General features: G+C 55.8%; 12 protein-coding genes. 7 read left to right on the top strand and 5 right to left on the bottom strand.

Going from position 1 to position 13471, the window contains the following annotated elements:
- The first annotated feature begins 21 nt into the window (after positions 1-21).
- Together ABKW30_RS02240 and ABKW30_RS02235 are read left to right on the top strand one after the other, a co-directional pair.
- The gene (locus tag ABKW30_RS02240) at positions 22-204 is read left to right on the top strand and encodes a hypothetical protein (protein ID WP_348596393.1); all 183 of its coding nucleotides are present in this window, start codon (positions 22-24) and stop codon (positions 202-204) included.
- 85 nt (positions 205-289) lie between these two features.
- Complete coding sequence (locus ABKW30_RS02235) at positions 290-637, top strand: hypothetical protein (protein ID WP_348596392.1); 348 nt, start codon at positions 290-292, stop codon at positions 635-637.
- A gap of 69 nt (positions 638-706) precedes the next feature.
- Here ABKW30_RS02235 and ABKW30_RS02230 read toward each other — a convergent pair whose 3' ends face one another.
- From ABKW30_RS02230 to ABKW30_RS02215, 4 genes are all read right to left on the bottom strand, one after another.
- Positions 707-1378 carry a carbonic anhydrase gene (locus ABKW30_RS02230; protein ID WP_348596391.1) on the bottom strand — a complete coding sequence of 224 codons (672 nt, stop codon included), beginning with the start codon at positions 1376-1378 and terminating at the stop codon, positions 707-709.
- A 61-nt stretch (positions 1379-1439) separates the two neighbouring features.
- Positions 1440-1976, bottom strand: a complete 537-nt coding sequence (locus ABKW30_RS02225) for a GNAT family N-acetyltransferase (protein WP_348596390.1) — start codon at positions 1974-1976, stop codon at positions 1440-1442.
- A 6-nt stretch (positions 1977-1982) separates the two neighbouring features.
- Positions 1983-2864: a pyridoxal kinase PdxY gene (gene pdxY / locus ABKW30_RS02220; RefSeq protein WP_348596389.1), complete on the bottom strand. Its 882-nt coding sequence runs from the start codon at positions 2862-2864 to the stop codon at positions 1983-1985.
- Between the two features lie 50 nt (positions 2865-2914).
- Entirely contained in the window at positions 2915-3163 is a 249-nt protein-coding gene (locus ABKW30_RS02215) for a hypothetical protein (protein WP_348596388.1), read from the bottom strand.
- 125 nt (positions 3164-3288) lie between these two features.
- On the opposite strand from ABKW30_RS02215, the gene ABKW30_RS02210 reads away from it, so the two are divergent.
- From ABKW30_RS02210 to ABKW30_RS02190, 5 genes are all read left to right on the top strand, one after another.
- On the top strand, positions 3289-3915 hold the full coding sequence (locus ABKW30_RS02210) for a LemA family protein (RefSeq protein ID WP_348596387.1): 627 nt from the start codon (positions 3289-3291) through the stop codon (positions 3913-3915).
- A gap of 18 nt (positions 3916-3933) precedes the next feature.
- A complete protein-coding gene (locus ABKW30_RS02205; protein ID WP_348597571.1) occupies positions 3934-4767 on the top strand; it encodes a YgcG family protein in 834 nt (277 codons plus the stop codon).
- Entirely contained in the window at positions 4761-5402 is a 642-nt protein-coding gene (locus ABKW30_RS02200; RefSeq protein ID WP_348597570.1) for a TPM domain-containing protein, read from the top strand. The genes ABKW30_RS02205 and ABKW30_RS02200 overlap by 7 nt, the downstream gene beginning before the upstream one ends.
- A gap of 106 nt (positions 5403-5508) precedes the next feature.
- On the top strand, positions 5509-10302 hold the full coding sequence (locus ABKW30_RS02195) for an NAD-glutamate dehydrogenase (RefSeq protein WP_348596386.1): 4794 nt from the start codon (positions 5509-5511) through the stop codon (positions 10300-10302).
- A gap of 183 nt (positions 10303-10485) precedes the next feature.
- Positions 10486-11847 (top strand): MFS transporter, encoded by a 1362-nt coding sequence (locus ABKW30_RS02190; protein WP_348596385.1) that lies wholly within the window; start codon positions 10486-10488, stop codon positions 11845-11847.
- Here ABKW30_RS02190 and purH read toward each other — a convergent pair.
- Entirely contained in the window at positions 11837-13453 is a 1617-nt protein-coding gene (gene purH / locus ABKW30_RS02185; protein ID WP_348596384.1) for a bifunctional phosphoribosylaminoimidazolecarboxamide formyltransferase/IMP cyclohydrolase, read from the bottom strand. The genes ABKW30_RS02190 and purH overlap by 11 nt on opposite strands.
- Positions 13454-13471 lie beyond the last annotated feature (18 nt).

Raw genomic sequence — 13471 nt, 5'->3', positions numbered from 1 at the left:
ACCGGCAAGGAGCCAGGCAAAATGGCGATAAAATTCGCGCAGAAGACAAGCGACACCAAAACTCCGGCTCCGGCAGACAAGGCACCAATCAGGATACAGTCAGAAAAGATTGAAGCTGCAACGATCCAGGCCGATGAGACCGAAGGCGGTACGGATCTTTTCGAAACGAAGTCCGGAACCCAGAAGCGTAAAAAGAAACGCTAAGCTCTTTCTGAAATAACCCGGTCCGTTCACACTCTGTTCATCGTTAAAGGCGCACCCATGGTTGCAGACTTTAAAGGAGCAGTTCATGAAACGAGTAATCTCAGCGATAGGTGCCGGTATTGTGGCCGTCCTTATCGGGTTCACTTCAGTTGTATCGTCTTACGCAGCACCAATTGCGCCGATGCAGGTTCAGGTATCGACAAATGTCGAAAAGGCGCAGTACCGCGAGAAACGCAAGCATCGTGTAGAGAAGCGGCATGACCGCCGTGATCGGTACGAACGACATGACCGCCGTTCGCATTTTGAAAACAGACGCGAGCGGGAGCGCCGCTGGAACGGTCATCGCGGCTATCGCGAAAAGCGCAGTGGCTATCGCCGCGGCCATGATGGCTGGTGGTACCCACGCGCAGCTTTCATCATTCGCGTGAAGTAATTCCTAGTTATTGACTAAAGAAAAAGCGGCCTGCAGGGGCCGCTTTTTTATAAGTTCATGCTGAGCAGCTCAGGCGGATTTCTCGACCGCCCCGTGCTCTTCCGGGTCTGGCCGCAGGAAATCGCCCGTTTCAGGATTCATGATCCATAGCTCACCCGTTGAAATATCAAACCAGGCGCCATGAAGTGACAAGCGCCCCTTCTTTTCGAGAATATCGACGCAGGGAAAACTGCGCAGGTTTTTCAGGGAGTAACGGATGGAGATGCGCTCAAGCGCGGTCTGTCGTTCAAATGGCGTCATCAACTCATTGGCAGCAACCGCTTCGGCAGCTGGAGCGACAAGGCTCATCCATTTGCCGATGAAATCGCCCGGCGACAGGGGTTGGCTGTCCGGGCTCAGTGCTGCCTTGATGCCACCGCAACGGCCGTGGCCCATGACAACGATGTGCTTGACCTTCAGGCTCTGCACGGCAAATTCAAGGGCTGCCGAAGTAGAATGATATTCGCCGTCGGGCGAATAGGGCGGTACAAGATTTGCCACATTGCGAACGACGAAGATTTCGCCAGGCGCCGTGTCGAAGATGATTTCAGGAGCAGATCGGGAATCGCAGCAGGCAATAACCAGCGTTTCGGGCGTCTGGCCCTGTTCCGCCAATTCCTTGTAGCGCAGCGTCTCGTTGGAGAAACGGTGTGCCATGAAGTTGCGATAACCGGTGAGGAGTCTCTCGGGAAGCAGTGTCATAAAGTTGCTCTAGTCCTGATTACTCGGAAATTCAATTGGCTTGCCAGCAGGGCTTACCCTGTCAGAAAGTCAGATACCAGAATAATGCAGTTTCATCGCGGGTGGCAGGCATTGCGGAATAAATGCCTGTGTCGAAACCACGCAGGACAAAGCCGTAACGTTGGTAGAAAAGACAGGCATTCACATTGTTGTCCTGCGTTTCCAGCATAAGCCCCGGAAGATTGCGTGATTTTGCCCACTCTACCGCAGCGTCGACCAGCATCCGTCCGATGCCCGCTTTGCGGTGGTCAATATCCACCTTGATATTGTCGATGAGGGCATAGCCATTCCAGTTTTCGCTGACGAGCAGCAGTCCGGCGGGATTTCCACTGTTATAGGCGATCACGGCACGCTTTGAATCTGTTGCAATGTAGCTGGCGAGATCATCCGGATCGTCGTGCTCATAGCGTTTTATGCGTGGCTCTGCAGGAACAATCGTAAAATGCACACTGCCTTTCGCCGATGAAAGCAACAGGCGGGATTCTATATGAAACGACCCGTCAATTGCCTCCACATCACCAGCATCCTCTGCCGTGAGCGTCTTCAGAACGACCGCCATTATCTATCAGGCCCTGATACCTTTGGTTGGATGGGTCAAATGCCGCATCTGCACCATTGCCATGGGTGTAGAAAGACTTGATGCATCGGCTTCGAGCATAAGCTCATCCGCTCCGCGCTTGGCAGAACGTGCCATGATCTCAAAGACGGAAGCGGTGGTTCGTTGCAGAACCTGTTCCAGTTCGAGGCCGGAAAGCATGCGTGCAAGGAACAAGGCGGAAGTCAGATCCCCGAGGCCATTGGTAGGGCCGGTAACAAGGCGGTGTTCAGCAAGCAAAGCGAGCGCGTGATTGACAAGCAGGTTGCCCGTGCCGCCGGCCAGCATGGGATGAGCGGAAGTGACGAGCATTGTTGCGGGACCAGCATGAAGCGCCGCCTGCATGATCGCCTTGTTATCCGGCAGATCGGCTCCGGCCAGCCATGCCAGCTCGAAACGATTTGGTGTTGAAATATCCGCAAGCGGCATCAAGTCGTCTCTTATTGCGGTGGCCGTTGCTTCCGGAACATAAAGCCCCTTTTCATCTCCGATGACAGGATCGCAGAGATAGAGCACATTTTTGTTCTTCGCCTTGATGGTTTTCACAAGGCGGGCAACCGCTGACGCCTGCGCTGCATTGCCGAGATAGCCACTCATGATGCCGCTGATTTCACCAAGCCACGGCGCACGTTCAAGGTCTGCAATCAGATCGTCGAACTGCTCGACCGGCGGAACGATACGCTTGGCGGGACCGTGTCCGGGATGCCATGGCAGGATGACAGTCGGCACTGCCCATACGGGGTGCCCCAGCGTTTCCAGGGCAAAAACAGCAGCGCGGTTACCTACCGAACCGCGCACCACATGGCTGGATATGACGATAACGGCATTGGAAGATATAGCAGGTTTATTCATCGGGGATACTCATGAGAGTGGGTGAAGGCAGGCGAGTGGGGAGTGGAGGGTCAACTCAAGCCGAAGAAAGAGATCACGAACCAGATAAACATGGCGATTAACACAAGCAATCCCAAGCCCCGGCCAATGCGTGTGCCGAGAATCTCGATAGGATCGGAGGCATCGGTATCCTTTGCGGAAAAATGCCGCTTGGTGCGATCAGTGAAGGAAAGGCCACTCGAAACATTTTCGTCGCCCACGCGTTGCAGTATGCGCTGCGCTTCCTTGTCCTGCCTGTTGTCTTTGCTGCTGCCTGTCATGATGGCCCCGTTGCTTCGGATTCAGCATAGCGCTTTGCCAGTTCCTTTTGGAACAAAAAATAGCTAGGGTCTCCGTTATTCGGTTCCTGCCGGATGGGGATGACATGAAAACTGGAGAGCGGATTATGCAGACTACCAATTTTTCAATCGGGCGCCGCCGGCCTTCAAGCCGCGTTCTTTCTGTTCTTGCCCTGACATTGCTTGTCCCGCTGTTATCAGCCTGCGGTTTCAACACCATCCCGACCAATGAAGAACGTGCGAAGGCTGCCTGGAGCGAGGTTTTGAACCAGTATCAGCGCCGCGCCGACCTTATCCCCAATCTCGTGGAAACGGTCAAAGGCTATGCAGCACAGGAAAAAGACGTGCTGACCTCGGTGGTCGAAGCACGCGCCAAGGCGACCTCGGTGCAGGTTTCACCTGAGACGTTGACCGATCCCAATGCAATGAAGGTATTTCAGGAGAATCAGGCTCAGTTGACTGGTGCCCTGTCGCGGTTGCTGGCTGTGGTCGAAAACTATCCGGACCTGAAGTCCAACCAGAATTTCCTCGCCCTGCAGTCGCAGCTTGAAGGCACGGAAAACCGTATTGCCGTATCACGCCGGGATTATATCGAGGCTGTACGGGTCTATAATACAGCGTTGAAGACCATGCCGACAATGATCTGGGCGTGGATCTGGTTCACCAGCAATGAGCCTTATCAGACATTCAATATCGAAGACTCAGCCAAGCAGACACCTCAGGTGAAATTCTAGGCATTTGATGTGAAAGCCATGCGTCCGATAGCTGCCGGTGCCAGCCGCCTTTGGCTGGCTCTTGCCCTGCTTGCTGTCTTCTCCGTCCATGCTTTTGCAGCGGAACTGCCAGCGCTTACGGGCCGGGTTGTCGATGGCGCCAATGTCATTGAAGCGGGTACACGCGAAGCGATCACGCGCGAATTGGAAGCCTTTGAGGCAAAATCCTCTGATCAGGTTGTTGTCGTTACGGTTCCCAGCCTTGATGGCGAGGATATTGAAACATACTCCAACCGGCTCTATCGCCACTGGGCACTGGGGCAGAAACAGGAAAACAACGGCGTGCTGCTGGTGGTAGCGCCGAATGACCGCAAGGTCAGGATTGAAGTGGGCTATGGCCTTGAAGGCACGCTGACCGACCTGTTGTCGAAGCTCATCATAGAGAACAGCATTATTCCGGGTTTTCGCTCGGGCAACTATTCCGAAGGAATATCCCACGGGGTCCGTGACATCCTTCAGGTTCTTTCCGGCGATGCCGCAGAGCTTGAGGCTCGCGCCAAGCGCAATATCAAAGAGCCAGGCACTGATATCGACTGGTTCATGGTGATCTTCATCAGCATCTGGATCATCATTTTCTTTGGCGGTTTTGGTCTTGCCGTGCTTGCCCCGGTTTTCGGGCGCAAGATCGGCCCCGGCCAATATCGCTGGCTGGGGATGAACATCGATACCAGGCCATCCCGCAACAGCGGCGGCAGCAGCGGTGGAGGCTGGTCTTCCGGTGGCGGTGGTTGGTCATCCGGCGGAGGTGGTGGCGGTGGATTTTCGGGCGGCGGCGGTTCTTCCGGCGGCGGTGGCGCATCGGGGAGCTGGTAGTCATGTCCTTAATCACAGACATCGATCACAAGCGCATTGCCGAAGCGATCCGGCTTGCAGAAAGCCGCACCAGCGGTGAAATATATGCCGTTGTGGCGCGGCGCAGTGACAGCTATTTTTTCGTTGCTGGATTTGCCGTTGCATGTGGAATATTGCTGGCTGCAGTGATGGTTGCCTTGGCCGCGCATTGGTACTGGTTCGTTATTTCGCTGCCCACTTTCGGGCTTGCAATCCTCGCTGCATTTTTGACTGCGGTACTCGTCCTGTGGTTTGTGCCTGGCATTACAATGCTGCTTGTGCCAAGGCGGATCAGATATCGCCGCGCCCATCAGAATGCCGTCCAACAATTCCTTGCGCGGAATGTTCACCTGACTTCCGAGCGCACCGGTATCCTGCTTTTCGTTTCGCTTGCAGAGCAGTATGCCGAGGTGATTGCCGATGCGGGAATCAACGCCAAAGTGCATCAGGACGAGTGGAATGGCATTGTCAGCCTGCTGACCGATCACGCCAATAAAGGCGAACTTGCATCAGGTTTTCTACTTGCAATTGAAAAGGCCGGTTTGCTGCTGGAGGAACATTTCCCCGTCGGCCCTGGCGACGTCAACGAACTCGATGATCATCTTGTTGAATTGTAATATTCTTGCGTGTCACGCTATTTTCACGTCCACGTGCAATTTGGGGTCGAAAAGCCTTATTTAATGGCTATGATCGGCCAAATTTCAGGATTCAGGGGGGTATTTTATGGTTTCCGGCAAAAGTTCCGCGACGAAAGCCAAACCGGCATCAAAAACCACAAAAACTGCAAATACGAAAAACAAGATCCGGCTCTTCGAGGAATTGCTGTTTGCCCGTGCTCCGGAAGAGGATCTGGCAGTTTATGACGCGGGTGCGCTGACAGCCTCCGCCAAGCTGGCCGAAGATGCATTGAGCCGGTTCAAATCGGGCAAGCCGCTGATCGACCTTTCGGATGGAGGCACCATTGCTCGCGATGGCAGGCCGATCACAGTCATTACCCTCATCAACGACAACATGCCGTTCCTGCTCGATTCGGTTCTCGGCGAGATCAGCGAACGCGTCAGCTCGGTCTATCTGGTTCTGCATCCGGTGATGGATGTCGACAAGAAGAGCGGTGCCGTCATAGGCGCTGCAGGCCCTGACAAGCCCGGTACGGGCATAGCGCGCGTCTCCGTGATGCAGATTCATGTGCCTGCGCTGGATGCTCCTGTCCGCGAGATCATGCTGGCCGCACTAAACCTTGTGCTGAAGCAGGTCCGCGAGGCGGTCAACGACCGCGCAGCAATGGCGGCGCGGCTTGAGGATGCCATCGAGGCCTACAAGACCGGCAAAACGCCGATGAAGAAAGCGGCTGCTGACGAAGCGGTCGAGTTCCTTGAATGGCTCCGCGACAACAATTTCACGTTTCTCGGCGTTCGCGAATACGACTATCAGGGTGATGCAACCCAGGGCGAGCTGGAACGTTCGGGCAAGACTGGTCTCGGCATACTGCGCGATCCCGATGTGCGCGTTCTCAAGCGTGGCAATCAGGGCGTAACCACCACGCCGCAGATCATCGCGTTTCTCACCGGCCCGGAGCCTTTGATCGTAACGAAGGCGAATACCAAATCGCTGGTGCATCGTCGCGGTTACATGGATTACATTGGCGTCAAAACCTATGATGCTGAGGGCAAGGTCAGCGGTGAATTGCGATTTGTCGGTCTCTTCACTTCCGGGGCCTATACCCGCCCCGTACTGAAAATCCCTTACCTGCGTTCGAAGACGGAAAGCGTTATCAGCCGCTTGGGATTCAATCGCGAGGATCACTCCGGAAAGCAGTTGATCAAGGTTTTGGATGGCTATCCGCGCGACGATCTTTTCCAGATCGACGTCAAATCATTGACCCGCAACGCCGAGATCATTCTGGCGCTGGGTGAGCGGCCGCGTGTTCGTGTCCTGCCGCGTATCGACCCGTTCGGACGCTTCGCTTCGATCATCGTCTACGTGCCGCGCGAGCGTTATGATTCCGTCGTGCGTGAGAAGATGGGAAGCTATTTTGCTTCGGTTTATGATGGGCATGTATCAGCCTATTATCCGGCGTTCCCGGAAGGCAATCTCGCCCGTGTTCACTTCATTATCGGCCATGCGGATAACGACTTCCCCAAGGTCAAGCGTGAGGTTCTGGAAGAGAATGTCCGTTCTATCGTCCGTACTTGGGAAGATGCTGTTGCCGAGGTTGGCGATCGTACGGGTGCAGCGGAATTCACGGCGCTGGCAGCCGCATTCCCCGATAGCTACCGCGAAAACTTTTCACCGGATGAAGCGCTTGTCGATGCCGGACGTATCGCCGGTCTGACACGCAATAATCCGCTCTTTGTCGATTTCTATCGCCATCATACCGATGGGCCGGGTGCTGCTTCGCTGAAGATTTACCATTATGGTTCGGCGGTCGCGCTCTCACAGCGTGTCCCCCTGCTTGAAAACATGGGTTTTCGCGTTATCAGCGAGCAGACATTTGCCCTGCCGGCGGCAGATGGCAGTCCGCTTTTCGTGCATGACATGGAACTGACCAGCACTTCTGGAACGCCAATCGACCTTGACGATGATGGCGATTTGTTCGAGGAGGTTTTCCGCAGTATCTGGAATGGTGCCTCCGACAATGACGGTTATAATGCACTGGCACTTACAGGTCAGCTCGCATCGCGGCAGATTATCATTCTGCGTGCCTATGGCCGTTATCTGCAGCAGGCGGGTATTCCCTATTCGCAGGATTTCATTGCCGCGACGCTGAACCGCTATCCGGCAATAGCGAAGCAGGTTTTCGATCTGTTCGACCAACGTCTCAATCCGGCAAAGAACAAGGCAGGCGCTGCAAAATCGCAAAGCGCCCAGCAGAAAATACGCGCCAAAATTGAGGAAGCCTTGCAGGGTGTGCCGAGCCTTGACGATGACCGTATTCTCAGGCGTTTCCTCAACCTGATCGAATCGACATTGCGTACCAATGCTTTCGCTCCGGAGGAAAATGGCAGCGAACGTGTTACGCTTGCCTTCAAGCTTGATCCGCGGGCGCTGGATGAACTGCCTGCACCGCGCCCTTACCGCGAAATTTTCGTTTACGGTCCGGAGGTCGAAGGCGTGCATCTGCGCTTTGGCCCGGTTGCCCGTGGTGGTCTGCGCTGGTCCGATCGTGCACAGGATTATCGCACCGAGGTTCTTGGCCTCGTCAAAGCTCAACAGGTCAAGAATGCCGTTATCGTGCCGGTCGGCGCGAAGGGCGGTTTCTATCCGAAGCGACTGCCGACAGGTACGGATCGCAATGCGATCTTCGAAGCGGGCCGTGCTGCCTATATTACCTTTATTTCGACGCTGCTTTCCGTGACAGACAATCTGCACGGCGAGACGGTGGTGCCGCCGGAGAATATCCTCCGGCTTGATGGCGACGATCCCTATTTTGTTGTCGCTGCCGATAAGGGTACTGCAACGTTCTCTGATACGGCCAATGCCATCAGCCAGGCGCATGATTTCTGGCTGGACGATGCCTTTGCATCCGGTGGCTCGGTTGGCTATGACCACAAGAAAATGGGCATTACTGCACGCGGTGCATGGGAGGCTGTAAAGCGCCATTTCCGTGAAATCGGTACTGATATCCAGAAGGCACCATTCACGGCTGTGGGTGTCGGCGACATGTCGGGCGACGTGTTCGGTAATGGCATGCTGCTTTCTCCGCAGACCAAGCTGATTGCCGCTTTCGACCACCGGGATATCTTTATTGACCCTGAACCCAATGTGAAAGCCACATTGAAGGAGCGCCAACGCCTGTTCGACCTGCCGCGCTCCAGCTGGCAGGATTTCGACAAGTCGAAGATTTCCGCAGGTGGCGGTGTTTTTTTCCGCTCGCAGAAGTCCATCACGCTTTCAAAGGAAGCGGCGAAGGCGATAGGCCTCAGCAAGACAACTGCAACACCGTTTGAAATCATGACGGCTATTCTCAAGGCACCGGTCGATCTTCTCTGGTTCGGCGGTATCGGCACCTATATCCGCTCCTCGCTGGAAACAGATGCGGAAGCGGGCGACCGCTCCAATGACGCGATCCGCATCACCGGCAGCGATGTCCGGGCGAAGGTGATCGGCGAAGGTGCAAATCTCGGTGTAACGCAGAAAGGCCGCATCGAATTTGGCCTGCTCGGTGGCCGCTGCAACTCCGATGCCATCGACAACTCGGCTGGCGTTAACACGTCTGACGTCGAGGTTAATATCAAGATTGCGCTGGCTCAGGCCATGCGCAGCGGCAAGCTGAAGCGTGACAAACGCGACAAGGTGCTGGAATCCATGACCGAGGAAGTCGGTGCGCTGGTTCTGCGCAACAACTACCTGCAAACACTTGCACTTTCACTTGCGCAAAGACGTGGTGTTGCCGATTTGGCCTATCAGGCGCGCTTCATCAGCGACCTTGAAGCCCAGAAACTGCTGAACCGCAAGGTCGAGACTTTGCCGGATGACAAGGTATTGCAGGAGCGCCAGATTGAAGGCATTCCGCTGACCCGGGCCGAGCTTGGCGTGCTTCTCGCTTATGCCAAGATTGTGCTCTCCGACCAGCTTTTGGCCAGCGATCTGCCGGACGATCCTTATTTCGAGCGCGAATTGTTGGAGTATTTCCCGGTTCAGATGAAAGAGGGTTTTGCCGACGAACTCCGCAGCCACCGTCTTCGCCGGGAAATCATTGCAACCCAGCTTGCCAATGACATTATTAATAGGGGTGGCCCCACATTTGTTAGCCGGCTTTCTGACCTGACAGGCCAATCCGGACCGGAGATCGTCCGCGCTTATGTCATCGTTCGCGATGGTTTTGAAGTGGACGCCTTGTTCGATGCGATTGACCGGCTGGATAATACCATGCCCGGCGATGTGCAGAACGGGCTCTACGCCAAAGTGGCGCAGATGTTGAACTGGACGACCGCCTGGGTACTCCGCAACCGCAAGAGTTCTGATCTTGGCGGGGCAATCGAGGAGATCAAGGCCGGGCGCAATGCTCTGCTTCCGCGTCTCGACAAGCTCCTGCCTGCATCCATGATGACTCTTATCCGCGAGGACACGGCGAATAATGTGGCACTTGGTGCACCGCAGACCTTGGCTGAGCAGATGGCAAGATTGGAAATCGCTCCGATCATCCCGGATATCGCTGCGGTGGCGCAGGCGGCCAACGTGGATATCACTGCCGCTGCAAAGGCTTACTTCGATATTTCCGAAGCGTTCCGCATCGGGCGCATCGAGGATGCTGCGCGCAATGTCTCGGTTGCTGATTATTATGATGGGCTGGCGCTTGCCCGCGCTACCGATCTGATCAGTCAGGCGCGGCGCGGTATTGCGGTGGCGGCACTGACCCAGCATGGCAAGAAATCCGACCCCGCGAAGGAATGGCTGACAAGCCGGGGTACGCGTCTGGATGAGGTGCGGCAGCGCATGGCGAACATCGTCGAAACTGGTGATCTTACGGTTTCGCGGCTGGCTGTTGCTGCCGGGTTATTGTCTGATCTTTCGTGATTGGAAAAACTGAAAGCTGGACGGTGAGCTTTACCCTCCCCCTTGTGGGGAGGGTAGCTGCGTAGCAGCAGGGAGGGGTACTTAATCTTTTTTAGAATTCCCCTCCCCGTCGCTTCGCTCCGTCCCTCCCCACAAGGGGAGGGTTGGCGCTTGTAATACTCACTTCCGACCACTGGAGCACGCATGCAACAAGCACCGAAACGCGGTATCTGGGGTTGGATGTTCTTCGACTGGGCGGCGCAACCGTTTTTTACGGTCGTCACCACATTCATTTTCGGACCCTATTTCGTTTCGCGCATGGCGACTGACCCTGCCATGGGGCAGGCAGCATGGGGTTACGGCATTGCCATCTCCGGCCTGTTCATTGCCATATTATCGCCGGTGCTGGGCTCGATTGCCGACCAGACCGGGCGGCGCAAGCCATGGATCGGCTTCTTTGCTGTCATCAAAATCCTGTCGCTTTGCATGTTGTGGTTCGCCGAACCGGGTTCAGGCCTGATCGCACCGCTAATCTTTTTCTCGCTCGCTTCCATTGCTGCTGAGTTCTCCATCGTCTTCAATGATTCCATGATGCCGCGACTGGTTGCGCAGAAAGATATCGGCCGCATCTCCAATATTGCGTGGGGCCTTGGTTATCTCGGTGGCATGATCGTGCTGATCTTTGTCGTAGCCTTCATGGCAGCTTCTCCGGAAACAGGAAAAACGCTGCTTGGTGCCAATCCGATTTTCGGCCTTGATCCAAGCCTTTCCGAAGGCGATAGGGCGACCGGACCCTTATCGGCGCTGTGGTATCTCATCTTCATCCTGCCGATGTTCTTTTTCACACCGGACGCAGTGAAAGGTCTTCCGGTTGACAAGGCGGTGCGTGCAGGACTGACCGAACTGAAATCCACCATAGGGGAGGCAAGACAAAGGCCGGGTATCATGCGGTTTCTTCTCGGGCGCATGATCTATCAGGATGGTGTCAATGCACTGATTGCCCTTGGCGGTGCCTTTGCCGCAACGATGTTCGGCTGGGTGACGGCCGAGATCGGCATCTTCGGAATTATCCTGAATGTGGTGGCTATTTTCGGCTGTCTTGCAGCAAGCAAGTTCGACACGGTGCTCGGCTCCAAAGCGGTCGTTATCGTCTCGTTGATCCTGCTGACCATTGCAACGCTGGGGATTGTATCGACCGGGCCGGGCTATACGCTTTTCGGATTACTGCAACTGCCGGGTGCGGACAGCGGCGGCCTATTCGGCACACCCGCAGAGAAAGCCTATATCGGCTTCGGCCTTCTTATAGGCATCGCGTTCGGCCCCGTGCAGGCTTCCTCACGCTCCTATATGGCACGCAGTGTTTCACCCGATGAGGCAGGCCGCTACTTCGGCCTTTATGCACTGTCCGGAAGGGCGACGAGCTTCCTTGCGCCCTTCATGGTGGCAACAGTCACGGCATTAAGTGGATCGCCACGCCTTGGCATGGCCATGATCCTTATCTTCCTGCTTGCCGGTCTGGCGATCCTCGCAAGGACGCCATACCCGGCCGCAAAAATCAGTGCCTGAAATGGCGCATGCCGGTGAAGACCATGGCTATGCCATGCTCATTGGCAGCGGCAATCACTTCATCATCGCGCATTGATCCGCCCGGCTGGATGACTGCCGTTGCACCTGCTGCGACGGCCGAAAGCAAGCCATCGGCGAACGGGAAGAACGCATCGGAAGCGACGACAGAACCCTTGGTAAGCGGCGTTGCCTGTCCTGCTGCCTCGGCTGCATCTTCCGCCTTGCGGGCGGCGATACGCGCGCTGTCAACACGGCTCATCTGACCTGCACCGATGCCAACTGCTGCGCCATCCTTGACATAGACAATCGCGTTGGACTTCACATGCTTGGCGATACGGAAGGCAAGCTTGAGATCAGACATCTCAGTTTCGGTCGGTGCGCGCTTGGTAACAACCTTCAAATCCAGATCATCGACGACGCCGCTATCGCGTGACTGAACGAGGATGCCGCCAGCAACTGTCTTGGCGCTGATGCCACCCGCACGCGGGTCAGGCAGGCCGCCAGTCACGAGCAGGCGCAGGTTTTTCTTGGCCGCGACGATGGACTGCGCTTCCGGTGTCGCGTCCGGTGCAATGATGACCTCGGTGAAGGTTTTTACGATCTCTTCCGCAGCTTCCGCATCCAGCGTCTTATTGAGTGCAACAATGCCGCCAAACGCCGAAACCGGATCGCAGGCAAGCGCCTTGAGATAAGCCTCCTTCAAGGTCGCACCTTCGGCAACGCCGCATGGATTGGCGTGCTTGATGATTGCCACGGCTGATGTGCGTTCAGGATCGAACTCGGCCACCAGTTCGAAAGCTGCATCGGTATCATTAATGTTGTTGTAGGAAAGCTGCTTGCCCTGAAGCTGGGTAGCTGTGGCAACGCCGGGGCGCTTTTCGCCGGTAAGGTAAAAGCCAGCGGACTGATGCGGGTTTTCACCGTAACGCATGACTGAATGGAGATGTCCGCCAATGGCGCGGCGCGATGGCGTTTCTGTCATCAGCGCTTCGGCAAACCAGCCGGAAATAGCCGCATCATAGGTCGCCGTACGGGCATAGGCCTTGGCCGCAAGGCTCTGGCGGAACGAATAGGGCAGCGAGCCTTCGTGTTTGTCGAGCATGGCGATAACCATGTCATAATCGCCAGTTTCTGTAACGACACCCACATAGGCATGGTTCTTGGCGGCAGCGCGGATCATGGCCGGGCCGCCGATGTCGATGTTCTCGACGATATTGGCATAGTCAGCGCCCGAATGGCGCACTTCCTCGAAAGGATAGAGATTGATGACAACGAGATCGATCTCGCCGATGCCATGGGTCTTCATTGCCTCGACATGCTCGGGATCATCGCGCACGGCGAGCAGACCGCCATGTACCTTGGGATGCAGGGTTTTGACGCGGCCATCCATGATTTCCGGAAAATCGGTGATTTCGGAAACATCGCGAACCGGAATACCCTCGGCTGCAATGGCCTTGGACGTCCCGCCTGTCGAAAGGATTTCCACGCCGTGGCGATGCAGGGCATGGGCAAGAGCTGTCAGGCCCGCCTTGTCGGAAACGGAAATAAGCGCCCGCTTGACTGGATGAAGATTGGGAGCGGGAAAAGATTTCGCGGCGACGGCCATGGGGTTCGTCCTTAAATT

It is taken from the genome of Phyllobacterium sp. SB3, assembly GCF_040009165.1.
GTDB lineage: Bacteria > Pseudomonadota > Alphaproteobacteria > Rhizobiales > Rhizobiaceae > Phyllobacterium.
Note: the sequence above shows the minus strand (reverse complement) of the source record. Positions and strands in the feature narration are given on the sequence as shown.